At 74.5% G+C, this 26,047-nt stretch carries 22 protein-coding genes; 11 read left to right on the top strand and 11 right to left on the bottom strand.

The genetic code is table 11. The features are described 5' to 3' along the window. Nucleotides 1–17 precede the first annotated feature (17 nt). Genes ACZ5GP_RS16565 through ACZ5GP_RS16555 form a run of 3 tightly spaced genes read left to right on the top strand, consistent with a single transcriptional unit; the run spans nucleotide 18 to nucleotide 4,452 of the window. Nucleotides 18–968, top strand: a complete 951-nt coding sequence (locus ACZ5GP_RS16565; RefSeq protein WP_468751507.1) for an aminoglycoside phosphotransferase family protein — start codon at nucleotides 18–20, stop codon at nucleotides 966–968. Next, the gene (locus ACZ5GP_RS16560) at nucleotides 965–3,130 is read left to right on the top strand and encodes a S66 peptidase family protein (protein ID WP_468751506.1); all 2,166 of its coding nucleotides are present in this window, start codon (nucleotides 965–967) and stop codon (nucleotides 3,128–3,130) included. Before ACZ5GP_RS16565 ends, ACZ5GP_RS16560 begins: the two co-directional genes overlap by 4 nt. Nucleotides 3,131–3,147: 17 nt before the next feature. Next, on the top strand, nucleotides 3,148–4,452 hold the full coding sequence (locus ACZ5GP_RS16555; protein ID WP_468751505.1) for a valine--pyruvate transaminase: 1,305 nt from the start codon (nucleotides 3,148–3,150) through the stop codon (nucleotides 4,450–4,452). A 51-nt stretch (nucleotides 4,453–4,503) separates the two neighbouring features. On the opposite strand, the gene ACZ5GP_RS16550 is transcribed toward ACZ5GP_RS16555, so the two are convergent. Further along, nucleotides 4,504–5,724, bottom strand: coding sequence for an acyl-CoA dehydrogenase family protein (locus tag ACZ5GP_RS16550; protein WP_468751504.1), 1,221 nt, complete (start codon nucleotides 5,722–5,724; stop codon nucleotides 4,504–4,506). 187 nt (nucleotides 5,725–5,911) lie between these two features. Between ACZ5GP_RS16550 and ACZ5GP_RS16545 the strand changes: the two genes are divergently transcribed. Together ACZ5GP_RS16545 and ACZ5GP_RS16540 are read left to right on the top strand one after the other, a co-directional pair. Further along, a complete protein-coding gene (locus ACZ5GP_RS16545) occupies nucleotides 5,912–7,096 on the top strand; it encodes a thiolase C-terminal domain-containing protein (RefSeq protein ID WP_468751503.1) in 1,185 nt (394 codons plus the stop codon). 230 nt (nucleotides 7,097–7,326) lie between these two features. After that, nucleotides 7,327–8,073 (top strand): pyridoxine/pyridoxamine 5'-phosphate oxidase, encoded by a 747-nt coding sequence (locus ACZ5GP_RS16540; protein WP_468751502.1) that lies wholly within the window; start codon nucleotides 7,327–7,329, stop codon nucleotides 8,071–8,073. Between the two features lie 81 nt (nucleotides 8,074–8,154). Here ACZ5GP_RS16540 and ACZ5GP_RS16535 read toward each other — a convergent pair whose 3' ends face one another. The 3 genes from ACZ5GP_RS16535 to ACZ5GP_RS16525 all read right to left on the bottom strand — a co-directional run bounded on the left by ACZ5GP_RS16535 (nucleotide 8,155) and on the right by ACZ5GP_RS16525 (nucleotide 10,118). Further along, nucleotides 8,155–9,027 (bottom strand): GNAT family N-acetyltransferase, encoded by an 873-nt coding sequence (locus ACZ5GP_RS16535; protein WP_468751501.1) that lies wholly within the window; start codon nucleotides 9,025–9,027, stop codon nucleotides 8,155–8,157. A 111-nt stretch (nucleotides 9,028–9,138) separates the two neighbouring features. Further along, nucleotides 9,139–9,702 carry a Zn-ribbon domain-containing OB-fold protein gene (locus ACZ5GP_RS16530; protein ID WP_468751500.1) on the bottom strand — a complete coding sequence of 188 codons (564 nt, stop codon included), beginning with the start codon at nucleotides 9,700–9,702 and terminating at the stop codon, nucleotides 9,139–9,141. Beyond that, nucleotides 9,666–10,118 carry a DoxX family membrane protein gene (locus ACZ5GP_RS16525; RefSeq protein ID WP_468751499.1) on the bottom strand — a complete coding sequence of 151 codons (453 nt, stop codon included), beginning with the start codon at nucleotides 10,116–10,118 and terminating at the stop codon, nucleotides 9,666–9,668. The genes ACZ5GP_RS16530 and ACZ5GP_RS16525 overlap by 37 nt, the downstream gene beginning before the upstream one ends. A 236-nt stretch (nucleotides 10,119–10,354) precedes the next feature. Here ACZ5GP_RS16525 and ACZ5GP_RS16520 point away from each other — a divergent pair, with 236 nt between their 5' ends. The 3 genes from ACZ5GP_RS16520 to ACZ5GP_RS16510 all read left to right on the top strand — a co-directional run bounded on the left by ACZ5GP_RS16520 (nucleotide 10,355) and on the right by ACZ5GP_RS16510 (nucleotide 14,968). Continuing rightward, a complete protein-coding gene (locus ACZ5GP_RS16520) occupies nucleotides 10,355–11,539 on the top strand; it encodes a flavin-containing monooxygenase (RefSeq protein WP_468751498.1) in 1,185 nt (394 codons plus the stop codon). 272 nt (nucleotides 11,540–11,811) lie between these two features. Next, nucleotides 11,812–14,040, top strand: a complete 2,229-nt coding sequence (locus ACZ5GP_RS16515) for an acetate--CoA ligase family protein (RefSeq protein WP_468751497.1) — start codon at nucleotides 11,812–11,814, stop codon at nucleotides 14,038–14,040. Nucleotides 14,041–14,146: 106 nt separating this feature from the next. Further along, nucleotides 14,147–14,968: an enoyl-CoA hydratase/isomerase family protein gene (locus ACZ5GP_RS16510; protein WP_468751496.1), complete on the top strand. Its 822-nt coding sequence runs from the start codon at nucleotides 14,147–14,149 to the stop codon at nucleotides 14,966–14,968. 347 nt (nucleotides 14,969–15,315) lie between these two features. On the opposite strand, the gene ACZ5GP_RS16505 is transcribed toward ACZ5GP_RS16510, so the two are convergent. Beyond that, nucleotides 15,316–16,251, bottom strand: a complete 936-nt coding sequence (locus ACZ5GP_RS16505) for a hypothetical protein (protein ID WP_468751495.1) — start codon at nucleotides 16,249–16,251, stop codon at nucleotides 15,316–15,318. A 101-nt stretch (nucleotides 16,252–16,352) separates the two neighbouring features. Here ACZ5GP_RS16505 and ACZ5GP_RS16500 point away from each other — a divergent pair, with 101 nt between their 5' ends. After that, nucleotides 16,353–16,985, top strand: coding sequence for a flavin reductase family protein (locus tag ACZ5GP_RS16500; protein WP_468751494.1), 633 nt, complete (start codon nucleotides 16,353–16,355; stop codon nucleotides 16,983–16,985). Here the strand turns inward: ACZ5GP_RS16500 and ACZ5GP_RS16495 are convergent. Continuing rightward, on the bottom strand, nucleotides 16,975–18,288 hold the full coding sequence (locus tag ACZ5GP_RS16495) for an MFS transporter (protein ID WP_468751776.1): 1,314 nt from the start codon (nucleotides 18,286–18,288) through the stop codon (nucleotides 16,975–16,977). The genes ACZ5GP_RS16500 and ACZ5GP_RS16495 overlap by 11 nt on opposite strands. Before the next feature lie 146 nt (nucleotides 18,289–18,434). On the opposite strand from ACZ5GP_RS16495, the gene ACZ5GP_RS16490 reads away from it, so the two are divergent. After that, complete coding sequence (locus tag ACZ5GP_RS16490) at nucleotides 18,435–19,466, top strand: GlxA family transcriptional regulator (RefSeq protein ID WP_468751493.1); 1,032 nt, start codon at nucleotides 18,435–18,437, stop codon at nucleotides 19,464–19,466. Here ACZ5GP_RS16490 and ACZ5GP_RS16485 read toward each other — a convergent pair. From ACZ5GP_RS16485 to ACZ5GP_RS16470, 4 genes are all read right to left on the bottom strand, one after another. Continuing rightward, nucleotides 19,398–20,645, bottom strand: coding sequence for an MFS transporter (locus ACZ5GP_RS16485; RefSeq protein WP_468751492.1), 1,248 nt, complete (start codon nucleotides 20,643–20,645; stop codon nucleotides 19,398–19,400). The two genes, ACZ5GP_RS16490 and ACZ5GP_RS16485, sit on opposite strands and share 69 nt — an antisense overlap. Nucleotides 20,646–20,719: 74 nt before the next feature. Further along, nucleotides 20,720–21,769, bottom strand: a complete 1,050-nt coding sequence (locus ACZ5GP_RS16480) for an alcohol dehydrogenase catalytic domain-containing protein (RefSeq protein ID WP_468751491.1) — start codon at nucleotides 21,767–21,769, stop codon at nucleotides 20,720–20,722. A 10-nt stretch (nucleotides 21,770–21,779) separates the two neighbouring features. Beyond that, nucleotides 21,780–22,985 (bottom strand): acyl-CoA dehydrogenase family protein, encoded by a 1,206-nt coding sequence (locus ACZ5GP_RS16475; RefSeq protein ID WP_468751490.1) that lies wholly within the window; start codon nucleotides 22,983–22,985, stop codon nucleotides 21,780–21,782. A 17-nt stretch (nucleotides 22,986–23,002) separates the two neighbouring features. Then, nucleotides 23,003–23,914: an SDR family NAD(P)-dependent oxidoreductase gene (locus ACZ5GP_RS16470; RefSeq protein ID WP_468751489.1), complete on the bottom strand. Its 912-nt coding sequence runs from the start codon at nucleotides 23,912–23,914 to the stop codon at nucleotides 23,003–23,005. Nucleotides 23,915–23,997: 83 nt separating this feature from the next. On the opposite strand from ACZ5GP_RS16470, the gene ACZ5GP_RS16465 reads away from it, so the two are divergent. Beyond that, entirely contained in the window at nucleotides 23,998–24,924 is a 927-nt protein-coding gene (locus ACZ5GP_RS16465; RefSeq protein WP_468751488.1) for a cyclase family protein, read from the top strand. Between the two features lie 382 nt (nucleotides 24,925–25,306). Here ACZ5GP_RS16465 and ACZ5GP_RS16460 read toward each other — a convergent pair whose 3' ends face one another. Further along, a complete protein-coding gene (locus ACZ5GP_RS16460; protein ID WP_468751487.1) occupies nucleotides 25,307–25,789 on the bottom strand; it encodes an ATP-binding protein in 483 nt (160 codons plus the stop codon). Nucleotides 25,790–26,047: the final 258 nt, after the last annotated feature.

Here is a 26,047-nt window from a genome sequence, read left to right as displayed (position 1 = left end):
TGCTGTGGACTCCGCGCATGGAATGGGACGCGCTGCCCGGCGGGCTGCGCCGACGCGTCGAGGAGCGTCTCGGCTCGCCGGTGCTGCGCGTGGACGCGATCACCGGGGGCTTCTCGGCGGGCTTCGCGGGCATCGTCCGCACCGCCCGGCGGTCCCTGTTCGTCAAGGCCACCTCGGAGGCGGTGAACAGCCACGGCCGGGGTCTCTACCGCCAGGAGTGGCTCGCCTGTGAGCACCTGGCGAAGGACGCCCTGGACCCCGGCTTCGCCTGGGCGTTCGACTGGGACGACTGGACGGTGCTCGCCTTCCGGGCCGTCGACGGCCGCATCTGCTCCCCCGAGTGGCCGGCCGGGCAGCTGGCGGAGGTGCTGCGGCACCTGGGCGCGCACAGGACGGCGGCGCCGCCCGGGCTGCCGCCGCTGGACGCCTACTTCGGGGACGCGTTCGCCGCCTGGGCCGCCCTCGACGTGGACCCCTCCTTCGACGCCTGGCCCACCGACGACACGGGCGGCGCCCTGCTCCCCGTACGGGAGTGGGTGGCCCTGTCGGAACACGCCCGCGGCGCCTTCGCGGGCGACGAACTGCTCCACGCCGATCTGCGCGCCGACAACATCCTGTGGACCGGCGGCGCCCCGGTGGTCGTCGACTGGGCGTACGCCTGCCGCGGCGCGGCGGTGTTCGATCCGCTGTACCTGCTCCTGGAGGTGGCCTGCCGGTGGGCGGCGCCGCCTCAGGAGGCGCTGGCCGGGGTGCTGAAGGAGTACGGCCGCTCCGCCGAGGACGCCACCGCCCTGCTCGCGGTCTTCGCCGGATGGTTCACCTGGATGTCCCGGATGCCTCCCCCGCCGGGGCTGCCGACGCTGCGGGCGTTCCAGCGCGGCATGGCGGACGCGGCACTCGGCTGGTTCGCCCTCCGGACGGGGCGCACCCATGGATCACGACAGCACGGAAGGACGACACTGACATGACGGAGACCGCCCCGGGGCCGGCGCCCACCCTCGATCCCGGGATACGGGAGCGGCTGTTCGACACCGCGAGTTCCGTCGGGGACAGCCCCGCGACCCGCGACGTGGTCCTCGGGTTCCTGGAGACGCTGACCGGGCGCGGCTACCGGCTGACGCCACCGGTCTCCCTCGTCGAGGCCGACGCCACCGTCGCCTTCGTCAACGCCACCGTCACGCCGTACAAGGACACCCTCGCGGCCGGCCGCAGCATCGGCCGGATCTGCCACTACCAGCCGTGTTTCCGCGCCCACGGCGAACACCCCTGGCTGTTCGCCTTCGGTATGACCGGCCTGCTCGCCGACATCGACAGCGACGACGACCTGCGGCGCGTCACGGTGGACAGCCACCTCGCCACCCTCGCCGCGCTCCCCGACCACCGCGCCGACCGCCTCCACGTCCTCGTCGACTCCCAGGACGCGGACCTGGCCGAGCAGGTGGCGGCGGCCGTCGCCGAGCACGGCGGCCGGCTCCACGTGCTCGACGCCCCCCAGGTGTCCACCCGCTGGGAGTACGGCGAGGGCTACGCCCTGCGCGGCCGCGGCATCACCTACTACTACCGGCGCCCCGATGTCGGCTGTGCCACGGAGTGCCGGCCCGACTGCCGGTGCGCACGCTGGCAGCCGCTGTCCAACCTGATCCTCGTCGAGGCCGCCGAGCGCCGCTACGCCGAGGTCGGGTTCGGCGTGGAGATCACCGCCGCGATCCCCTTCGGCCCGAACGCCTACTCCCTGCCCGAGATCGCCGGGCGCGTCGAGGCCGCCGAGGAGGCGGGCCTGACCCGGGAGCAGGCGGCCGACGCCGTCAACCTCTACCGGGCGCTCGCCCTGCTGATCGAGAACGGCGCCCGCCCGGCGGGCAAGGGGCCGGGCTCCGTCGTACGCAAGTTCGTGCTGCGGCTCATGGAGCTGCTCGCGCCCTTGACCGCCCGGCAGGCCGAGGCGCTCCTCGGCCGGTTCGGTGCATCCGCCGACTTCCGTGCCGCGCTGAGCGCCGAGGCGGAGCGCCGGGCCCGCGTCATGGCGCGCAACCTCAGGACGGCGGCGGCCGTACTGGACCGGAACCCGCGCACCCCCGACGCCGATCTCCGCGCCACCTACGGCCTCTCCGAGGCCCAGACGCGCACCCTGCGCGAGGCGCGGCTGCGCCCGCCGCGGCTGCGCGAGGGCGACGCGGTCACCGTGGTGTCGCCGTCGTGGCAGGGAGCGGCGGTCTTCCCCGACCGCGCCGCCCGGGGCCTGCAGGACCTGTCCGCCCGCACGGGCCTGCGGGTGTCCCAGGCGCCGCCCGTGGCCGGGCCCGAGCCGGGGTCGCGGCACGCGCGGGCGCGGGAGTTCAACGCGGCGCTGCGGGACCCGGACGTCAAGGGCGTCCTGTGGATGATCGGCGGCCTCAACGCCACGGAGCTGCTCGACCTGATCGACTACGACGCGTTCGCCGCGCACCCCAAGGTCCTGTGCGGCTACTCCGACGCCACCGTGCTGCACCACGCGCTGTACGCCCGCACCGGAGCGACCACGTTCTACGGACCGGCCGTCCTGTCGGAGTTCGCCGAGACCGGGGGGACGCCGGAGTTCACGCTGCGCTCGTTCCTCGACGTCACCACGCGCGGCTGGACCGGGTCGTTCCCCCGCTCCCCCGAGGTGCTCGACGAGTTCGTGGACTGGGCGGGCGAGGACCGGGCGCGGGTGGCCGAAGCGGCGCCCGCGCGGACCGTGCTGCGGCCCGGCACGGGCCAGGGACCGCTGCTGGCCGGTTGCGTCCCGAGCCTCCTGCAGCTCCTCGGCACCCCCTGGCTGCCCGATTACGCGGGGCACGTACTGGCGTTGGAACTCACCACCGACGACGGCTACGGTCCCGCGCACGCCGCCCGTGACCTGTGGCAGATGCGCCACGCGGGGCTGCTCGACCGGGCCGCCGGGCTCGTCCTCGGCAGGCCCCGGCTCTGGACGGCCGAGCAGCGGGCGCAGCTGGACCGCGCGCTGCTGGAGGTCTGTCACGGACTCGCCTTCCCGATCGTGACGGAGTTCGAGTTCGGGCACACCGATCCCGTCCTGACCCTGCCGGTCGGTGTCCCCGTCGAACTGGACGGGGACGACCTGCGCCTGCTGGAACCGGCTGTCCGCTGACCGAAGGAGGAGAACTCATGCGTCTGTCGTCCGTCGGCACCAAGCTGGCCGGCCTCTCCGGTCTGCGGAGCATCATGGAGGACGTCGCCTCCAGCACCGCGGGCTCGGCGGAGGGGGAGTGGCTGAACCTGAGCGTGGGGAACCCCGCCGTGATCCCCGAGGCCCGGGAGATGTGGCGGGAGGCTCTGTCGACGGCGCTGGCGCAGGACTTCGACCAGGTCAGCTGCCGCTACGGCGCCTCCCGAGGGAACGCCGCGCTCGTGGCGGCCATAGCCGACTACTTCCGCGCGGCGTACGGCTGGGATCTCGGCCCGGAGAACATCGTCGTCGGCCCGGGCAGCCAGATGGTGTGCTTCGCGGCGGCGGCGCTGTTCGCGGGGCCGGGCACGACCGCCGACTCCGGTTCCGGTTCCGGTGCCGAGGTGATGCGCCGCCTGGTGCTGCCCCTGACTCCGGACTACACCGGTTATCAGGGCCTGTGCATGCACGAGGACGGCGTGGTGGGCCTCGCGCCCCGGGTCGGGACGGAGGGAACCCATCGGTTCCGCTACTCCCTGGATCTCGACGCCCTCGCGCGCCGGCGGGACATCGGGATGCTGCTCATCTCCAGCCCCGGCAACCCCACCGGCAGATCCATCGACCAGGCCGATCTGGACGGCCTGATCGCCGTCGCCGCGGAACGCGACGTACCGCTCTTCGTCGACCACGCCTACGGCGCTCCGTTCCCGAGGATCGCCGACGTACGGGTCGAGCCGGTGTGGCACGAGAACGTCGTCAACTGCTTCTCCGTCTCGAAGGCCGGGCTCCCCGGTGAACGGGTCGGCTTCGCGATCGGCTCACCCCGGTACGTGGGCGCGCTGGCGGCCTTCATGTCCAACTCCGTGCTGCACGCGCCGCAGCTGCCCCAGGCCGCCGTGGCGCACGTGCTGCGCAGCGGGCGGCTGGACGAGGTCACGCGGGAGGCCATCGCCCCGCACTACCGCGAGAAGAAGCGGTTCATGGCCGAACTGCTCGAAGAGCAGCTGCCGAGCGGCCTGAACTGGCGGCTGCACTCCGGGGCCGGGGGGATGTTCGCCTGGGTGTGGATCGACCATCCGTGGTTCGACGACATGGAGCTGTACCGGCGCCTCAAGGAGAAGCGGGTTTTCGTCGTCCCCGGCCGGCACTTCTTCGTGGGCGCACCGTCCGACCCCCTCCCGGAGGGCCACGCCACGCGCTGCTTCCGCATGAGCGTGAGCGCCCCCGAGAAGGTGATCGTCGAAGGCGTGCAGCGCCTGGCGGACACGCTGGAGGAGATGCGCGCGGAGGCGGGCGACGCCTGAGGCCGGGCTTCGCGGGGTGTCTCCTGTGCTTCGCGGAACCCGGACGGGGGCCTACGGGGCCGGGGCCGCCACCCCCTCGGCGCCGAACAGCTCCGCCCGGTCGGCCGCACGCGACCGGAGGCGGTGCGGGGGTCCGAAGAGCAGCTCGTCCCCGGCCGCGCGCTTGAAGTACAGGTGCGCCTCGTGCTCCCACGTGAAGCCGATGCCGCCGTGCAGCTGCACGGCCTCCGAGGCGGCGAGACGCAGCGCGTCGAGCCCTTGCGCGAGCGCGAGCCCGCCGGCCCGCTCGACGCCCCGCCCCGTTGGCCCGGCGGCCTGCGCCCCCGCCGCCCACGCCGCGTAGGAGGCGGCCGAGCGGGCGGCCTGGACCTGCACGTACACCTCGGCGAGGCGGTGCTTCACGGCCTGGAAGGAGCCGATCGGCCGCCCGAACTGTTCCCGTCGGCGCACGTGGTCCAGGGTGCGCTCCAGCGCGCGCTCGGCCGCCCCGACGGCCTCGGCGGCCAGGACGGTGGCGGCGGCGTCCCCGACGACGGCGAGCACACCCGGTACGTCACCGTCGTCGTCCCCCAGCAACTCGGCGGGCACGTCCCGCAGTTCGACGCGCGCCTGGGCGCGGGTCTCGTCCAGTGAGATCCGGCGCGTCCGTGCCATGCCGGGCGCCCCTTCCCGTACGAGGAAGAGGAGCGTCCGGGACCGGGCGAAGCCGCCCGCGTGCGCGGCGACGACCAGCAGCCCCGCGCTGTGCCCGTCGAGCACCTGCTCGGCCTGCCCGTACAGCCGCCACCGCCCGTCGCGGATCCGGGCCTGGACACCGCCCGCGCGGCCGCCGCCCGCCCAGTCGCCGCGGTTGTCGCCGACGAGGCCGAGCGCGGTCGCGTGCCGGGCGCCGGGCACGGCGAGGGTCGCGGTCAGCTCGCCCGCCGCGATCCGGGGCAGCAGCGCGGCGCGCTGCTCGTCGGTGCCGAGGGCGAGGACGAGCGGGGCGGCGAGGACGGCGGTGGCGAACAGCGGCGACGGAGCCAGGGCGCGCCCCATCTCCTCGCCGGCAAGAGCGAGTTCCGCCACCGCGCAGCCCACGCCGCCGTACGCCTCCGGGAGCGCGAGGCCGGGCAGACCGAGCTGTTCGGCGAGGGCGGCCCACAGGGCGGCGTCATGACCGGCGGGGGTGCGCACGGCGGCCTTGACCTCGTCGGGGCCGCAGCGTTCGGCGAGGAGGTCGCGAAGGGTGCGGCGGATCTCGTCCTGCTCGGCGCTGAAAGCGGCGTCCATCGGCGGGCTCCTCCCCGGGCCCGGCAGCGACCGGACCGCGACTGACGGGCATCTGCCGGGATGCCCGACGGTGGAACTGACGGCGCGTCATATTAGGACCGCGCCGCCCAGTTGCCCAGAGCGGCGGCCCATCGACCGCCGACGGCACCCTCCTCCCGAAAGCCGTATCTGATGTACCGTCAGGTTTATGGCCACCACCCTCCGCCGCTCCACCTCCCGCAAGGTCGCCGCCGTCGGGGTCGCCCTCTCGGACTGCGGCCGGGTCGAGGAGGCCACCCCCTACGCCCTGCACGCCCAGGCGGCCCGCCGCGCCCTCGCCGACTGCGGCCTGGGCCGCGAGGTCGTCGACGGCGTCGCCTCGGCGGGGCTCGGCACCCTGGCGCCCGTGGAGGTCGCCGAGTACCTCGGCCTGGCACCCCGCTGGGTGGACTCCACCTCGGTGGGCGGCGCCACCTGGGAGGTCATGGCGGCGCACGCGGCGGACGCGATAGCGGCGGGGCGGGCGAACGCCGTCCTCCTCGTGTACGGCTCGACGGCCCGCGCGGACATCAAGGCGGGGCGCCGCACGTCGAACCTCTCCTTCGGCGCGCGCGGCCCCTCGCAGTTCGAGGTCCCCTACGGGCACTCCCTGATCGCCAAGTACGCGATGGCCGCGCGCCGCCACCTGCACCAGTACGGGACGACCCTGGAGCAGCTCGCCTCGGTGGCCGTGCAGGCGCGGGCCAACGCGGCGACCAACCCGGACGCGATGTTCCGCGACCCGATCACGGTGGACGACGTCCTGGCCGGCCCGGTGATCGCGGACCCGTTCACCAAACTGCACTGCTGCGTACGGTCCGACGGCGGCTGCGCGGTGCTGCTCGCCGCGGAGGAGTACGTGGCGGACTGCGCGTCCGAGCCGGTGTGGATCCTCGGCACCGGCGAGCACGTCTCCCACACGACGATGTCCGAGTGGGCCGACTTCACGGTCTCCCCGGCGGCGGTCAGCGGCGCCCTCGCCTTCGCACGGGCGGGCGTACGGCCGCGGGACGTGGACGTGGCCCAGATCTACGACGCCTTCACGTACATGACGCTGGTGACGCTGGAGGACCTCGGTTTCTGCGCCAAGGGCGAGGGCGGGGCGTTCGTGGAGAACGGCCGCCTGCTGCGTACCGGCGCCCTGCCGACCAACACCGACGGCGGCGGCCTGTCCGCCCAGCATCCGGGCATGCGGGGCCTGTTCCTCCTGGTCGAGGCGGTACGACAGCTCCGCGGCGACGCGGGCGCCGGCCAGGTCCGACGCCCCGACGGCACCCTCCCGGAGGTGGCGGTGGCCTCGGGGACGGGCGGCTGGTTCTGCTCGTCGGGCACGGTGGTGCTGGGGCGGGGGTGAGGCGACGGGGGTTCCGCCCCACTTGCCGCCCGGCACTCGCCGCCCTTCGCCCCGCGTCTCGCGCCCCGCGCCCCGCGCCCCGCGCCCCTCACCCCGCGTCTCGCGCCCCTCACCCCGCGTCTCGCGCCCCGCGTCTCGCGCCCCGCGTCTCGCGCCCCGCGTCTCGCGCCCCGCGTCTCGCGCCCCGCGTCTGGCGCCCCTCGCCCCGCGTCTCGCGTCACAATCGGCGTATGAGCACTTCCGGAGCAGGATCGTCGCGGGGCTCCGCGCAGGGGGCCGCGCCCCATTTGTTCGATGGCCAGGGGAGCGCGCCTTCGGCGGCCGCGTTCCAGGAGTTGCTGCGGGGCCGGCGCGTCTGGGACGTCGACTTGCCGGCGTTCGACCCGGGCGCGGCGCCCGCCGCGCCGCTGCCCCTCTTCCGCGCGTGGTTCGCGGAGGCGGTGGCCGCCGGACAGGCCGAGCCGCACACCATGGGCCTGGCGACGGTCGCCGAGGACGGCGGTCCCGACGTGCGCACCGTGATGCTGCACGGCGCCGACGACCACGGCTGGCACTTCGCCTCGCACGCCGGCAGCGCGAAGGGCCGCCAGCTCGCCGCCCGCCCGGAGGCCGCCCTGCACTTCTACTGGGCCTCGCAGGGCCGCCAGATCCGGATCAGGGGCAGGGTCACCACGGCCCCGCACGCCGAGAGCCTCGCCGATCTGCACGCCCGCTCGACCGGCGCGTTGGCCGCCGCCCTGGTGGGCCGGCAGAGCGACGTCCTGCGTACGTACGCGGACTTGGAGCACGCCTCCGACGCCGCCTGGGAGCGCGCGCGGGCGGAACCGGACGCGGACGCGCCGACGTGGACGCTGTATGCGCTGGACCCCCTGGAGGCGGAGTTCTTCCAGGGGGACGCACGGCGCCGGCACGTGCGCCTGCGCTACCGCAGGGCGCGGACCGACGACAGCTGGACCCGGGAGCTGCTCTGGCCGTAGAGCCGCAGAGCCATGCCGCATCCGTAGCCGCATCCGTACTCGTGGCCGAAGCCGGGCGGTCGGACGGCGCGCGCTCCCGTCTCAGCGGCCGAAGTCGTACTGCGCGAAGTCCCGCACGGGCCGGTATCCGATCCGCTGATAGAGCCCGTTGCTGGTCGGGTTGGCGAGGTCCGTGAAGAGCAGGACCTCGTCGGCGCCCGCGTCGAGGGCGGCGCGGGTGACGGCGACCGTCGCGGCACCGCCGTAGCCGCGGCCGCGCAGGGCGGCCGGGGTGTAGACGGGGGCGACGCGGACCTGCCCGGCGGTCCGGCGGGTGACGCCGGCCATCGCGGCGGGCGTGCCGTCGGGGGTCTCCCAGAGGATGACGCCTCCGTAGGCGAGACGGGCGCTCACCCAGGCGCCGGAGTCCATGGCGGGCGGCTCGCCGACGGCCTCGCCGAACTCCCGGTGCCATCGCGCCAACAGCTCCCGGTCGCGTTCGCCGGCGACCCTGGCACGGCCGGGCGGCGCGGGCTCGGGCGGGGTGAGAGTGCCGAGCCGGTAGAGCCGCTGGCGGAAGCCGGGCGTCGCGGTGGCGCCCGTGTGCTTCGCCCAGGCCTGGGCGAAGGCCCGCGCGGTGTCCTGGTCGGCACCGACGCCCGGCAGGTCGCCGGTGACGTCGGCGAGCTGCCGGGCGAGGGCGTCGGCGGCTTCGACGGTGACGGGGCTGACCATCAGCCGGTGCGGCGGCGTACGGAGGAAGGCGCCCTGGACGCGGCCCGCGTCATCGGCGTACGTACCGAAGAGGGGCGCCTCTCCCCCGTACGCCCGGAGCCCCGACTCGCGCAGGGTGTCGGTGACGCTCAGGAGGGCGGTGTGCAGGGCGGGCGCGGAGTGCAGGAACTCCTCGGCGCGCCCGTGAAAGACGCCGAGGTCGCCGGTCAACTGCCAGTGGGCACGCGCGTGGTGGGACATGCCCCATGATCGCTCCGACCGGTCCGCACGCGCAAAGCCTTTCCCGGCCCGGACGGCCCCACCGGGAGGCGCTCGAACCTGCCAGCCGGTGGCCGACAGCCGGTACTCGGCCTACCCGCCCGCCCCGGCACTCACCCGGAAGACCGGAACGGCGAACCCCTCGGCCCCGTCCGCCCCGGCCCCGCCCCCCTGGGCCCCGCCCCCGTCCGCCCCGGGCCCCAGGAACCGGAACGCCACCTCCAGCGCCATGCCGATCCGCAGCCGTTCGGTCGCCCCGGGGCCGACCAGTTCCGTCATCATCCGGGGGCCCTCCGCGAGGTCGACGACCGCGGCGACGTAGGGGACGCGCGCGCCGAACGGCGGCAGGTCGTTCCGGTGCACCACCGACCAGGTGTAGAGCGTGGCGCGGCCACTCGCCCGCTCCCAGGTGACGTCCTCGCTCCAGCACCGCGGGCAGAACTCGCGCGGATAGTGGTGCGCCGCCCCGCACGCCCCGCAGCGCCGGATCAGCAGCCGCCCCTCGGCGGCCGCGTCCCAGTAGGGCCGGGTGAACGCATCCGGCTCCGGAAGATCGAACCGCGGCTGCTCCTCGGCCCGCGCCCCGGCCGCGCCGCCCCCGCTCACCGGCCCGCCCCCGCTCACCGGAAGAGCCCGATCGCGTGGTCGAGGGACCATGTCTGCCAGGACATGGCGAAGAGGGCGACCAGCGAGATGAGCGCCATCATCGCGTTCTGCCCCTGCTCGGCCCAGTCGTGGATCATGAGGACGAGGTAGAGCAGGTTGAGGAGCAGCCCGCCGACCAGGGCGACCGGGGTGAGGAACCCGAGGACCAGCCCCAGTCCGAGGGCGAGTTCGGCATGGACGACGACGTACGCGATCACCTTGGGGCGCGGCGCGACGACGGTGGCGAAGCCGCCGCGGACCACGTTCCACCGGTGCTCGGCGGCGACGTCGGCCGCCCACGCGATCCCCGTGCCCCGTTCGAGCCAGCCCTTCTTGTCCTTGTGGCGCCAGCTCTCCAGCCACCACAGGCCGAGCCCTGTGCGCAGCACGGCGACCCACTCGGCACCGCTGAGCCAGATCGAGTCCATGCCGCGCGACCTCTCCCCCTCGCCCACACCAACGCCCCCGCCAACGTCCACGCCGATGTCCGCACCGATGTTTCTGACGGCACGTCAGTTCAGCGCACCGGCGCCACGAGCGCAAGAGGGGCGCCGGGTGAGCAGGGGGTGTGGCGCGGTGGGACCCGGCGCTCCCGTGATCGATTCGCAACCGATTCCGGACTTGTCCGTCACCCGTCAAGTAAGCACGCGGTTACTCTCCAGTCATGGCCGACCCGACTGCCCCGCCGACGACCCGCCCGAAGCGCCGCCACCCCGTGTACGTCATCGGTGGCGGGCCCGGCGGCCTGGCCGTCGCCGCGGCGCTGCGCGCGCGAGGCGTCCGCGCGGTCGTCCTGGAGAAGTCCGGGCACGTCGGCGCCTCCTGGCGCGGTCACTACGACCGCCTCCACCTGCACACGACCCGCCGCCTCTCCGCCCTGCCCGGCCTCGCCATGCCCCGGGCGTTCGGCCGCTGGGTGTCACGGGACAACCTGATCCGCTACCTGGAGAAGTACGCCGAGCACCACCGCCTCGACGTCGTCACCGGGGTCGAGGTGACCGGCCTGGAACGCACCGCCGACGGCACCGGCTGGCTGCTGCGCGCCACCGGTGGCCGGGAGCTGACCGGCAGCGCGGTCGTGGTCGCCACCGGCCACAACCACACGCCCCGCCTCCCCGACTGGCCGGGCCGCGACACCTACCGCGGCGAACTGCTGCACGCCGCCGACTACCGCGCCCCGGCACCCTTCGCCGGCAAGGACGTCCTGGTCGTCGGCGTCGGCAACACCGGCGCGGAGATAGCCGTCGACCTGGTCGAGGGCGGCGCCGCCCGGGTCCGCCTCGCGGTGCGCACCGCCCCGCACATCGTGCGCCGCTCCACGGCCGGCTGGCCCGCCCAGCTCACCGGCATCCTGTGCCGCAGGCTGCCGGCCGCGCTGGTCGACCGGCTCGCCGTGCCGTTCGCCAGGATCTCCGTCCCCGACCTGTCGGCGCGCGGGCTGCCGCGACCGGACACCGGGCTCTACTCCCGCGCCAGGCAGGGCGCGATCCCCGTGCAGGACGTCGGACTGATCGACGCCGTGCGCAAGGGCCGGGTCGAGCCCGTCGCCGCCGTGGAGTCCTTCGAGGACGGCAAGGTCGTCCTGGCGGACGGCAGCAGGATCGAGCCGGACGCCGTCATCGCCGCGACCGGCTACCGGCGCGCCCTGGAGGGCCTGGTCGGCGACCTCGGCGTCCTCGACGCACGCGGGCGCCCCACCGCGCACGGCCGCCGCGCCCCGAAGCGGGCCCCCGGCCTGTACTTCACCGGCTTCACCAACCCCATCAGCGGAATGCTCCGCGAACTGTCCCGCGACGCCGAGAAGATCGCGAAAGCGATAGCCCGCCACAGCCGCAAGGCGACCCCTTAAGGGGCGCGAGGATCGGCACGAGCGTCCGCATGCACACGCGTACGTACGCGAAGACCCGCCACCCCGGCCGATTCCCTCCCTTGGCAGCAAGGGGATTCCACGCTTCCGTGGACGGCGGAGCACGAAACCACCTCCGCCCCACGCCCCCACCGTCCCGCCGGCCCACCGCCAAGGGCACCAGCCTTTGCCTGCAACACCATTCCTGACGGGGCGTCAGTTCAGTAATCTGACTGTGCGTCAGTAAGTGCTGTCACACAGGAGCGGGTGGACCGATGCTTGGATCGACTCACGGCACCTTCACCACCGACCCCCGCCGCGCCCATGTCGTGGCCTGCGGCGAACTCCCGGGCACCGCCGTCCACGGCAGGGCCACCACGGCGGGCGACCTGGACGTCAGCGGCCGGCCGCTGCACGCCGACGTGCCCGACCTGGACCGCTTCTTCCGGCCCGAGTCCGTCGCCGTCGTCGGCGCCTCGGACACCGAGGGGCGGGCAGGCGCCGGCATCACCCGCCGGCTCATCGCCTGGGCCGAGCGGACCGGCGCGCGCCTGCACCCCGTGCACCCCACCCGTCGGTCGGTCTTCGGCATCCCCTGTTCCCCTTCCGTCGCCGACCTTCCCGAACCGGTCGACCTCGCCGTACTGCTCGTCGCCGATCCGCTGCCCGTGATCGAGCAGCTCGCCGAGGAGAAGGTGCGGTTCGCCGTGGCCTTCGCCGCCGGTTTCGCCGAGACCGGTGACCAGGGCGCGGCCGCCCAGGCCCGCCTCGGCGCCGCCGTACGCCGCTCGGGCCTGCGGCTGCTCGGCCCCAACACCAACCTCAACGCCTTCGAGCAGTTCCGCGACGACCTCGAAGGCCCGGCCATCGCGCTCATCACCCAGTCCGGCCACCAGGGCCGCCCCCTCTTCGCCCTGCAAGAGCTCGGCATCCGCCTCTCCCACTGGGCGCCCACCGGCAACGAGGCCGACCTGGAGACCTCCGACTTCATCTCCTACTTCGCCGAACGCCCCGAGGTCGGCGCCATCGCCTGCTACGTCGAGGGGCTCAAGGACGGCCGCGCCTTCCTGCTCGCCGCCGACCGGGCCGCCCGGCGGGGCGTGCCCGTCGTCGCCGTCAAGGTCGGCCGCACCGAGACCGGCGCCCGCACGGCGGCCTCGCACACCGGCAAGCTGACCGGGGCCGACGCGGTGGTGGACGCGGCCATGCGGCAGTTCGGCGTGATCCGTGTGGACGGGCTCGACGAACTCCAGGACACCGCCGCCCTGTTGGCCCGGGCCCGCGCGCCGCTCGCCGACGGCGTCGTCGTCTATTCGATCTCGGGCGGTACGGGCGCGCACTTCGCGGACCTGGCGACCGAGGCGGGGCTGCGGCTGCCCACGCTCTGCGACGCCAAGCAGGCGGAGCTGCACCAGTGGATACCGCCGTACCTGAACGTCACCAACCCCGTCGACAGCGGCGGCCACCCCGTGGGCGACTGGCGCGGCCGCAGAATCATCGACGCGATCCTGGACGATCCGCAGGTGGGCGTGCTCATCTGCCCCATCACCGGCCCCTTCCCGCCGATGAGCGACCAGCTCGCGCGGGACCTGGTGGACGCGGCCGAGCGGACGGACAAACTGGTGTGCGTGGTGTGGGGCTCGCCGGTCGGCACCGAGGACGCCTACCGCCGTACGCTGCTCGGCTCCTCCCGCGTCGCCACCTTCCGCACCTTCGCCAACTGCATCACGGCGGTGCGCGCCCATCTGGACCACCACCGCTTCACCACCGGCTACCGCTCCCCCTTCGACGAGGCACCGCGCACCCCCTCGCCGTCCTTCCGCAAGGCGCTGGCCCTGATGCGGCCCGGCGAGCAGCTCAGCGAACACGCGGCGAAGCAGCTGCTGCGGGCGTACGGGATCCGCGTACCGCGCGAGCAGTTGGTGACCAGCGCGGCGGCGGCCGTCCGCGCCGCCGGGCTCGTCGGCTATCCGGTCGTCATGAAGGCCTCCGGCGCCCGGATCGCGCACAAGAGCGAGCTGGGCCTGGTGAAGCTCGGGCTGACCTCCGCGAGCCAGGTGCGGGACGCCTATCGGGAGCTGACGGACATCGCCCGCTACGAAGAGGTGGCGCTGGACGGCGTCCTGGTCTGCCAACTGGTCGAACCGGGCGTCGAGATGGTCGTCGGGGCCACCCACGATCCGCTCTTCGGGCCGACCGTGACGGTGGGCCTCGGCGGTGTGCTCGTCGAGGTCCTGCGGGACACGGCGGTGCGGGTGCCGCCCTTCGGGGAGGACCAGGCGAAGGCCATGCTCCACGAGCTGCGCGGGCGCGCCCTGCTGGACGGGGTCCGCGGGGCGCCGCCCGCCGATGTGGACGCGCTCGTGGAAGTGGTGCTGCGGGTCCAGCGGATGGCCCTCGAACTGGGCGACGAACTGGCGGAGCTGGACATCAATCCACTGATGGTGCTGCCCCGGGGGCAGGGCGCCGTCGCCCTCGACGCGTTCGCCACCTGCCGCCCCTGAACGTGCCCCCGCGCCCCCGCCGGCCCGGCCCTCGAAACGGAGCCACTCCCCCATGACAGCCGCCTCCCCCTCAGCGCGAAACGAAGCTCCCGAACCCCCACGTCCCTTGATACGGCACACCACTGACAACGGCGTCTCGTGGATCACGTTCAACCGGCCCGAGGTCCTGAACGCCCTTACCTGGGACCAGCGCGAACGCGTCATCGCCCTGCTCGACGAGGCGTCCGCCGACCCCGCCGTGCGGGCCGTCGTGATCACCGCGGTCGGCAAGGGCTTCTGCGCGGGCGCCGACCTGCGCGCGGCACCCGCCTCAGCCGAGGCGTCCTCACCCGGCGAACGCCAGGCGCCCCCGCCCGCGGAACGCATGGCCGGTGACGTCGCCCGGACCCTCAGGCGGGGCGCCCAGCGCCTGATCTCCGCGGTGCTGGACTGCGAGAAGCCGGTGATCGCCGCCGTGAACGGCACCGCGGCCGGCCTCGGCGCTCATCTCGCCCTCGCCTGCGACCTGGTGATCGCCGCCGAACCGGCCCGGTTCATCGAGGTGTTCGCCCGCCGCGGCCTCGTCCCGGACGGCGGCGGCGCCTATCTGCTGCCGCGCCTGATCGGCCCGCGGCGGGCCAAGGAGCTGATGTTCTTCGGGGACGCCGTGTCCGCCGCCGACGCCGAACGCCTCGGCCTCGTCAACCGCGTCGTACCGGCCGCCGAGCTGGAGAAGACGGCGCGGGAGTGGGCCGAGCGCCTGGCGACCGGGCCGACCCGGGCCCTCGCCCTGACCAAGCGCCTGGTCAACGCCTCCCTGGAATCGGACCGCGCGACGGCCTTCGCGGCGGAGGCGGACGCCCAGGAGATCAACATGACCACCGCGGACGCGCACGAAGGCGTCACCGCCTTCGTGGAACGCCGCGCCCCCACCTACCAAGGCCGCTGACAGCCCCCGGGACCCCTCAAAGCCACTGCCTCAGCCCCTCGCCCTGCCGCACACCACCGCCATGCCCACCCTCCCCCGCCACCGACCGCGACGCCCCCACCACCCACGCCCCACCACCCACGCCCCTCGGCCCCCGCCTCGACGGCCCACTGCCTCACACCCCTCGCCCCCTGCCTCGGGCGCCCCACCACCTCACGCCCCTCGCCCTGCCGCACACCACCGCCGTGCCCACCCTCCCCGCCACCGACCGCGACGCCCCCACCACCCACGCCCCTCGGCCCCCGCCTCGACGGCCCACTGCCTCGCACACCCCGGCCCCCTGCCTCGGCGGCCCCGCCGCCCCACCCTCACCGCCGCACCAGCACCTCGATGTCCGGCGAGTCCGGGTCCCCGAACGCCACGAACAGCTCGGGGCGCGCCTGCGTCCCGCCGACAGTCCACCGCTGGCCGTCCCCGCACGCATCGGCCTCCACCGCCACCGCCGGACGCCGCTCGTAGAGCGCGTCGCCCAGCGTCCACGTGCCGGTGGCATGACAGCGGGACAGCCCGCTACCGTCGTACGAATCGCCCGACTCCCGCTCGAAGGGGGTGCCGTCCAGCACGGCCCGCCCGTCGCCCCGCAGCCGCAGGACCACGCTCTCGTCGTCCTCGCCGCGCCAGGTGCCGGCGAGCTGCGCGGCGGAGAGCCGCGGCGGCTCGTACTCCTTGAGGACGCCCGCCAGCGTGGCCAGGACGGCGGCGCCGAAGACCGCCACGCACAGGCCGAGCGAGGCGAGCCCCGACAGGATCCACACCTTCCGCAGGGGGCGGCCCAGGCGCTTCTCGCGCCGCAGGCAGTACGCGATGTGCAGCACGGGCAGCACACCGCTCGCCGCGCACCACAGCACCGGCGCCACGAAGGTCGCGCCCAACACCACGAACAAGAGGCCCCACACGCCGGCGACCGGCAGCAGGCACAGGAGCGACCAGGCCCACTCGCGGCCCCGGCGAAGGCGCGCGGCGGCCAGGCGGCCGAGGCCGACGGCGGGGAGGGTGAGCACGGCGGCGTGCAGCAGGCCGAGGACCGGCAGCACGAAGGGGCCGAGGAAAAGGGCGCAGGCCAGCCCGAAGGCGGGACCGCCCGCCCCCCGGGCGTCGTCGTCGAGCGTCAGCGTGAAGGCCACCACACCGGCCACCGGCAGCTGCGCCGCGCACGCCGCCGAGGCGGCCCGCAACCGGATGCCGCTCCAGGTCCCCTCAGGGCCCGCTTCCTTGGTGCCCCCGCCGGCGTTCCCCCACTTCATGGGCCTGAAGATACGCGTGGGGCGGGAGTGGCCACGCCCCGCCCTTCCCGCCCCTCCCGGGCTTTCCAACTGACGCCCCGTCAGCTTCAATGGTCGTCGTGATGGGACACGCAGGGATGGCGGCCGCCGCCGTCCGGTACCTCAGGTCGGTCGGGGCGCCCACCACGGGCCCCGCGCCGAGAACGCCTTCGGACGAAGCACTGCCCCGCCCCCGGCTGCGGGCGGTCGGCGACGACGAACGGGCCCCCCTGGACCCGGGCGAGTTCCGCCGCGTCCTCGGGAACTTCGCGACGGGCGTCACCGTGATCACCGCTCCCCCCGGCGAAGAGGGCGCGGGCCCGGCGGGCTTCGCGTGCCAGTCGTTCTCCTCGCTCTCCCTCGACCCGCCACTGGTCTCCTTCATGGTGGCGCGTACGTCCACCACCTGGCCCCGCATCGCCCGCGCCGGCGTCTTCTGCGTGAACGTCCTCGGCGCCGACCAGGGCGAGCTGTGCCGGGGCTTCGCGGTGAGCGGCGCCGACAAGTTCGCCGGGGTGGCCTACGACGCGGCGCCCGTGACCGGCTCCCCGCGCCTGGCCGGCGTCCCCGCCTGGATCGACTGCACGGTCCAAGCGGTGCACCCCGGCGGCGACCACCTCATCGTGGTGGGCAGGGTGGACGCCCTCGGCACCACCGGCACGGGCCCGGCACCGCTGCTCTTCCACCGGGGCCGGTTCGGCCGCTTCACGCCGTGAGGGCCGGCAGGTCCGCCGGGTCGCGCCGCCGGACCACCAGGGCCATCAGCGCCGCCGCCGCGCACAGGGCCCCGGAGGCGTACCAGATCACGTCGTACGACCCGAAGGCGTCCCGCACGACACCGCCGAGGAACGCCACCACGGCGGCACCCACCTGGTGCGAGGCCAGGACCCAGCCGAAGACGATCGCGCTGTCGTCGCCGTAGTGCTCGCGGCACAGGGCGAGGGTCGGCGGGACGGTCGCGACCCAGTCGAGGCCGTAGAAGACGATGAAGAAGAGCATCGGCGGGTGCACGTTCGGGGCGAGCAGGATCGGCAGGAAGAGCAGCGAGACGCCGCGCAGCGCGTAGTACACGGCGAGCAGGCGCCGCACGTCGAAGCGGTCGGTGAGCCAGCCCGAGGCGATGGTCCCGACGACGTCGAAGACGCCGATGACGGCGAGCAGCGAGGCAGCGGCCGTGATGGGCATGCCGTGGTCGTGCGCGGCGGGCACGAAGTGGGTCTGGATCAGGCCGTTCGTCGAGGCCCCGCAGATCGCGAAGCTCCCCGCGAGCAGCCAGAACGGTCCGGTGCGGGCCGCCTTCAGGAGCACGCCCACGGTGCGCCGGGCGGCCCCGGCGACGGGCGGCGGCTTCGGGGCGAACTCCGTGGCGCCGTACGCCTTCAGGCCCACGTCCGCCGGGTGGTCGCGCAGCAGCAGCCAGACGAAGGGGACGACCGCCAGCGCGGCGAGCGCGACCGTCACGGCGGCCGGCCGCCACCGGTAGGTGTCGACGATCCAGGAGAGCAGCGGCAGGAAGATCAGCTGGCCGGATGCGGAGGCGGCCGTGAGGATGCCGGTGACCAGGCCGCGCCGCTCGGTGAACCAGCGGTTGGTGACGGTGGCGGCGAAGGCGAGCGCCATCGAGCCCGAGCCGAGCCCGACGAGCAGCCCCCAGCACAGCAGGAGCTGCCAGGCGGACTCCATCCACACGGTCAGCCCGGAGCCGAGCGCGATGACGATCAGGGCGACCGCGACGACCCTGCGGATGCCGAAGCGGTCCATCAGCGCGGCGGCGAACGGCGCGGTGAGGCCGTACAGCGCGAGGTTGACGGAGACCGCGAGGCCGATGGTCCCGCGCGACCAGCCGAACTCCTGGTGCAGCGGGTCGATGAGCAGGCTCGGCAGGGAGCGGAACGCGGCGGCGCCGATGATCGTCACGAACGCGACGGCGGCGACGAACCACGCACGGTGCACACGGAGCCCGCGGCGGCCCGCACCCTTCGGCTCCTTGGCCCCCTTCGGCCCGCCTGGCTCGTTCAGTTCGTTCGGGCCGCTCGGGCCATGGGGTCCACTCGGCCCGGGGGTCCGTGCGGGCGGCTCGGTTGTCTGGGTCACGTCACCAAGGGTCGGGGACGGGATGGCGCGAAACGAGTGGCCCGAAGGTCACGGTTCGCTAGGATCGGGCCATGCCCGCCTCCGACGGCACTTCTGGCCCGGCCCACCGGCCCGCCCCCGAGACCGCCTCCCGCCACCGCGTGGTCGTCCTCGCCCTCGACGGGGTGATCCCCTTCGAACTGGGCATCCCGCAGCGGATCTTCGGCCGTGCGCGGGATGCCGCGGGCCGCCCGCTGTACGAGGTCGTCACCTGCTCCGTGCGGGCGCCGGGGCCGGTCCGGTCGGACGCCGACTTCGCGATCCTCGTCGAGCACGGACCGCGGGCGCTGGCCACGGCGGACACGGTCGTGATCCCCGCCTCGTACGAACTGGGGCCGGTCTACGAGGAGGGCCGCCTCACCGGTGAACTGGCCGCCGCGCTCGGGCACATCAGGCCGGGCACCCGCCTGATCTCGATCTGCACGGGCAGCTACGTCCTGGCCGCCGCCGGCCTCCTCGACGGCCGCCCGGCGACCACGCACTGGGCCAGCGCCGCCCACTTCCAGCAGCTGTTCCCGCGGGTGGAAGTCGACGCGGACGTGCTGTTCATCGACGACGGCGACGTGCTGACGTCGGCGGGCGTGGCCGCGGGTATCGACCTCTGCGTCCATCTCGTACGCCGCGACCACGGCACCGCGGTCGCCAACGACGTGGCCCGCCGCACGGTCGTACCGCCCCACCGCGACGGCGGCCAGGCCCAGTACATCCAGCGCCCCGTCCCCGAACCGCGGCTGGCGACCACCACGGCGGCGAGGACCTGGGCGCTGGACCGACTCGACCAGCCACTGCGCCTGCGCGACCTGGCCGCGCGGGAGTCCATGTCGGTGCGCACCTTCACCCGCCGCTTCCGCGAGGAGGTCGGCGTCAGCCCCGGCCAGTGGCTGGCCATGCAACGCGTCGACCGCGCGCGGCACCTGCTGGAGTCCAGCGATCTCTCCGTCGACCAGGTGGCGCGCGCGGCGGGCTTCGGCACGGCCCAGTCGATGCGCCAGCACCTACAGACCGCGCTCGGCGTCACCCCCACCACCTACCGCCGTACGTTCCGCGCCGTCACCACCGCCTGACACCACCACCGCCCGCCCCGCCGCCGGCCGCACCTCGCCCAGCACCCCGATCACGGTCAGCACGACGCCGAGCCCGACGCCCGCCAGGATCGCCGTGGACGGCGCGACGACGCTCAGCAGGCCGCCCGCGAGCGACCCGCTCGCCGCGTATCCGGCGCCCACGGCCGCGTACATCACCGAATAGCCCGCGGCGAGGGCGCTGGGCGGCAGCGCCTCCCGCAGCGACAGGTTCCGGGTCAGCATGGCGCCGGCCTGCAGGACGCCCGCCACGCCGAGGACGGCCGCCAGCGGGCCCACGCCCGACGGCAGCACGGCGACGACCGCCAGGCACCCCGAGACGGCGAACATCAACACCATGCTCTGGGTGCGCAGCCGCCCCGGCCAGGACCGCAGCCCGTAGACGAACGACCCGGTCGCGGAACCCACCGCGAGACAGGCCAGCAGCGGTCCCGCCCAGCCCACCCCGATCCCGCGCTGCTCCAGGAGCGCGGGCAGCACCAGCTCGGCCAGGGCCAGCATCGACAGGCTCGCCGCGCCGGTCACGAAGATCGGCCAGGCCCGCGCCAGGATCCGCGCCATGGACTCCCCGCCCCGGTCGTCCGCGTCCGAGCGCCAGCCCGCGGGCAGCAGCCACAGTCCGGCCACGGAGGCGGCCATCAGACCGCCCGCCAGCAGCGGTGGCAGCACCGGCGAGGCGCCGAGCGCGAGCCCGGTCACGGCGGCGGGCGCCACCGCCCAGATGGCGAAGGTCAGCATGGACTCGACGGACAGGGCCTGCGCGACGGCCTTCTCCGGTATGAGGCCGGTCAGCAGCGCGCGCAGCCCGCCGGGCGCGGCGGCGGGCGCGGCACCGGCGACGAAGGCGAACGTGCCCAGCACGCCGGGATGCGCGTGCGGCAGCGCGCCCAGGGCCAGGAACGCGAGCGCCCCCACCGCCAGCCCCACGGCCAGCTGCGGCCGGGCGCGTTCGGGGCGCATCCGCATCCCGAGGAGCGGCGCCCCGACGATCTCCCCGACGACGTACACCGCGGCGAGCACCGCGCCCAGGGCGTAGCCTCCCGGGCGCTCGCGCACCAGGAAGACGAGCGCCAGCGGAGCCGCCGCCACGGGCATACGGGCGGCCACCGCCACGGCTCCCCAACGGACCACGTCCCCTGTCATGACCTCGCGATAGCTCATCCCCCGAACCTAACGGCCCCCACCGACAGGCCGCTTCCCCGTTTCCCCTGGGGCCGTCCGCCCCGCACGGCCCCTCAGAACGTGAGCACCGCCCGCGCCACCCGCCCCGCCCCCGCGTCCGCCGCCGCCTTCGCGAAGTCCTCCACCGGATAGGTCGCCGTCACCAGCTCGTCCAGGAGCAGCCCCCCCTCGCGGTACATCCGCGCGTACAGCGCGAAGTCCCGCTGCGGGCGCGAACTGCCGTACCGGCAGCCGAGTACCGCCTTGTCCAGGAAGAGCGAGGCCACCACGAACGACGCCTCCGCCGTCGCCCCCGGCATGCCGAGCAGGACGGCCTGCCCGTGCCGGTCCAGCAGGTCCACCGCCTCCCGTACGAGCGAGACCCGCCCCACGCACTCGAAGGCGTGGTCGACGCCCCGGGGCAGTACGTCGCGCACCTCGGCGGTCGACGTGAGGAAGTGCGTGGCCCCGAACCGCCGCGCCACCGCCTCCTTGTCGGGGTTCGCGTCGACGGCGACGATCGTCGCGGCGCCCGCGATCCGCGCGCCCTGGAGCACGTTGAGGCCGATGCCGCCCGCGCCGATGACCAGCACGGTGTCGCCGGGGCCGACCTCGGCCCGGTTCAGCACCGCCCCCACGCCCGTCACGACGGCGCATCCGATCAGTGCGGCCGACGTCAGCGGCACGTCGTCGGGGATCCGCACCGCCTGCACGGCCTTGACGAGGGTGCGTTCGGCGAAGGCGGAGGTGGCCGCGAACTGGTACAGCGGCACACCCGCCCGCGAGAACGGCCGTTCCGGCGCCCCGATGGCCTCGCGGCACATGGTCGGCCGGCCCCGCCCGCACTCGGCGCAGACACCGCAGCTGGCGATGGTGGACAGCGCCACGTGGTCCCCGGGGGCCACGTGCCCGACGCCGGGCCCCACCGCCGCCACGACGCCCGCCCCCTCGTGCCCGAGGACCACGGGCGGCGGGAAGGGTATGGTCCCGTCGATCACGGACAGATCGCTGTGGCACAGCCCGGCCGCCGCCACGGCGACCAGCACCTCGCCGGGTCCCGGGTCCCTCACCGCAAGGTCCCGCACCACCTCGGCCCGTTCCCCGTCGAAGACGACACCCCTCACCACGCACCCCTCACCGAGGCCCCCGGGCCTCTCTCGGCAGACCGAGCACCCGCTCGGCGATGATGTCGCGCTGCACCTCGTCCGAGCCGCCGTAGACGGTGTCGGCGCGGCTGAAGAGGAACAGGCGCTGCGCGGCGTCGAGTTCGTACGGCGCCCCCGCCCGCCAGTCCGCGGGGCCGACGGCGCCCGCCGCCCCCCGCACCTGGACGGCCAGCTCACCGAGCCGCTGATGCCACCGCCCCCACAGCAGCTTGGCCACACTGGGGGCGCCGGGCAGGGCCCGCGCCCCGGAGCCGAGCGTGCGCAGCGCGTGCCACCGCATGACCCGCAGCTCGGCCCACAGCCGCTCCAGCCGTTCGCGCACCACGGCGTCCCGCACCGCCCCGGAGGCGACCGCCTCCCGGACGACGTCGGCCAACTCCGCGGCGAAGCCGATCTGTTGCGCGAGGGTGGACACCCCGCGCTCGAAGCCGAGCAGGCCCATGGCGACCCGCCATCCGCCACCGAGACCGCCCACCACGTGCTCGCCGCGCGCGCGGGCGCCGTCGAAGAAGACCTCGTTGAACTCGCTGGTGCCGGTCAGCTGCCGGATGGGCCGTACGTCGACACGGCCTGGCTGGTCCATCGGGACCAGGACGAACGAGAGCCCGCGGTGCCCCCGGGACCCTTCCTCCGTCCGCGCGAGGACGAAGCACCAGTCGGCCTCGCGCGCCAGCGAGGTCCAGATCTTCTGCCCAGTGACGCGCAGCCCGGCACCGTCGCGCACCGCCCGCGTCCGCACCCCCGCCAGGTCCGACCCGGCGTCCGGTTCGCTGTAGCCCTGGCACCACAGCTCCTCGCCCCGCGCGATCGGCGGCAGGAACTGAGCCCGCTGCTCGGCGCTGCCGTACGCCAGGAGGGTCGGCGCGAGGAGGTTCTCGCCGATGTGCCCGCAGCGGGCGGGCGCCCGCGCGCGGGCGTACTCCTCGGCCCAGACGACCTGCTGGGTGAGGGTGGCCCGCCGGTTGCCGTACCCGTCGGCGTCCCAGCCGAGGCCGATCCAGCCGCCGCGCCCCAGTTCCCGCTCCCAGGCCCGGCGCCCCGCCCCGCCCTCGTGCTCGCTGCCGGGCCCGTCACGCCCGCGTACGCGCGCGTGCTCCCCGGTGAGGTGCCCGGCGAGCCAGCCGCGCGCCTCGGCGCGAAAGGCCTCGTCCTCGGGTCCGAAACCGAAATCCACCGCCCGCCCCTTTCCGCCTACGCGTTCGGGCGCGCCCCGTCGGCCGCCGCCCTGGCCATGTCCTCCACCCGCGCCAGCAGCGGCATGGGGTCGGTGCCGACCGTCCCGGGCAGGAAGTCGGCGATCCGCTCCGGCGTCCAGGACCCCTCGGCGTACCCGGCGCGCAGCTCGCGCGGCTGCGCCCACACGGCGATCTTGGGACCGGCGATCGTGTAGACCTGCCCGGTGATCCGCTCCTGCCGGGCCCGGTCGCTCAGCAGGTAGACGACGAGGGCCGCCACGTCCTCCGGTTCGCCGATCTCCGTCAGCTCCATCGGTACGTTCGCCGACATCCGCGTCCGCGCGACGGGCGCCACCGCGTTCGCCGTCACCCCGTACTTGTGCAGGCCGAGGGCCGCGCTGCGCACCAGCGAGATGATCCCGCCCTTGGCCGCGCTGTAGTTGGCCTGGGCGACGGAACCCTGGTGGTTGCCGCTGGTGAAGCCGATCAGGGTGCCGGAGCCCTGTTCGCGCAGCACCGCCGACGCGGCGCGGAAGACGGTGAACGTGCCCTTCAGATGCGTGGCGAGCACCGCGTCCCACTCCTGCTCGGACATGTTGAACAGCATCCGCTCGCGCAGGATCCCGGCCACGCACACCGCCGAGTCGAGGCGTCCGTACGCGGCGAGGGCGACGTCCACGAGCCGCTGCCCGCCCGCCATGGTCGCGATGTCGTCCGCGACGGCGACGGCCTCACCGCCCGCCGCCCGGATCTCCTCGACGACCGCGTCGGCCACTTCGCTGCCCGGCTCGGCGCCCGCCACGGAGACGCCGTGGTCGTTGACGACGACCTTCGCCCCGTTCTCCGCCGCGGCGAGCGCGACGGCCCTGCCGATGCCGCGCCCGGCACCGGTGACGGCCACCACCTTGCCTGCCAAGAAGTTCCCCACGCCGGCCCCTTCCCGCGGTTTCTGACGGCCCGTTAGATTTTATGGCCCCCCGGACACCGGAAGACAAGCCCCGCGGAGGATCCATGTCGCTGCCGCCCGAGTTCCACGACATCGCCGAACGCGTGAACAACTGGGGGCGCTGGGGCTCCGCCGACGAGATCGGCACGCTCAACCTCATCACCGACGACGTCGTGCGGGCGGCCGCCGCCGAGGTCCGCTCCGGACGCCGCGTCCCGCTCGCGCTGCCCCTGAAGGAGGACGGCGTCCAGACGGGTCTGATCCCGGGCCGGGCGAACCCGCTGCACGCCATGGTGCAGATCAACCAGGAGCTCTTCGGCCCCGGCACCGTCGCCACCAGCGACGACGCCGTGACGATGGGCCTGCAGACCGCCACCCACTGGGACGCCCTCACCCACGCCTCGCACTCCGGGAAGATCTACAACGGCCGCCGCGCGGACACCATCACGGCCCACACCGGCGCGCGGTTCAGCGGCATCGACAAGGCACCGCACGTCGTCTCGCGCGGCGTACTGCTCGACGTGGCGCGCGCCAAGGGTGTCGACCGGCTGCCGGGCGGCCACGCGGTGTCGCCCGAAGACCTGGACGAAGCCGCGGAGTTCGGGCGGGTCGCCGTCCGCGCCGGCGACATCGTCCTGGTCCGCACGGGGCAGCTCCAGGTGTATCTGGCGGGCGACAAACACGCGTACGGACATCCGTCGCCCGGCCTGTCGCTGCGCACCCCCGAGTGGTTCCACGCCCGGGACGTGGCCGCCGTCGCCAACGACACCCTGACCTTCGAGATCTTCCCGCCGGAGATCGCGGACCTGTGGCTGCCCGTGCACGCGCTCGACCTGGTGGAGATGGGGATGCTCCAGGGCCAGAACTGGAACCTGGAGAAGTTGTCCACAGCCTGTGCAGAAGTTTCCCGCTACACCTTCCTGCTGTCCGCGATGCCGGAGCCGTTCGTCGGCGGCACGGGGACGCCCGTGGCGCCGGTCGCGGTGCTGTGAGCGGACGCGGCGCCGCTCCCCCGCCGAGCCCCCGCCCCCCCGGGCCCTTTCCCTCCCGGACGGCGGCGCGTCGGCTCCCGCCCCGAGCGCGCCGCCGCGCGCCACCATCCGGCTCGGCGCTCGACACTGCCCCCACCCCCCGGGGGGAGTCCCTCACGGCAGCGAGGGGACCGACGCCGATATCGCGACCCACATCTCGCCGAGGATCTCCGTCACCGAGCACCCTCGACGTCCCCTCGCGGCGAATCGCTGCACACAAGCGTGATCAATCGGACACGTCACGTCAACACCGTGCCGGGGATTCATGGAATATGCCCGAATTATTCCGCCCGCGCACAGGAGCGCGCACCGTGGCACACCACGGCGCACACGGCGCTCGGGCTCAGACGGCCTCGTAGGCCACGTCGGCATCGGTGTCCCCGTAGGACACACCGTCGAACGCCACGGCCGCGACGCCCGGTTCGCACCGGTCCACCTCGCACCAGATGCTCTTGCCGCCGCCCTCGGGCTGCCAGCCCCAGCGGTCGGCGAGACCGTCGACCAGCTCCAGGCCGCGGCCGCCCGTCTCGTCGCCCTGGGCGTGCCGCTGCCGGGGCGGGCGGGTGCTGCGGTCGGCCACCTCGACCCGGACCGTCCCCGGCGTCCGGGCGGGGACACCGGGGAGCAGCATGCGCAGCACGGCCGGACAGCCGGTGTGCACCACCGCGTTGGTGACGAGTTCCGAGATCAGCAGGATCAGCGTCTCGGCCACCGGCTCGTCGACCTCTATCCCGGAACCCGCCAGCCGGGAACGGGCCCATCGCCTGGCCCGTCCCACCTCCGCGGGATCGGCCCCGACCTCCAGCTGAACTTGAAGCACCTGCACCGCTCACACCATCCGAACCGGCGGACACATCGCCTCGCGACTCCACGGGGTCACGGAACGTGATCCCCTTAGGAGACAGCATGATTGACGTTCAGTCACCCCAACAAGCGCTTCGGGCATATTCCAGCGCGAAGGAGTACGCGTGCTGCATACTGTGCGACGCGTACCGCGGGGGGTCGAACAGGCGGGCACGGGGCCCCGTCCTGCGTCGCGAGCGGTGTGCATCGCCGGGTACGGCGCCGCCGCGGGGGCGCCACC

The sequence above is a fragment of the Streptomyces sp. NPDC031466 genome (genome assembly GCF_055581265.1).
Note: the sequence above shows the minus strand (reverse complement) of the source record. Positions and strands in the feature narration are given on the sequence as shown.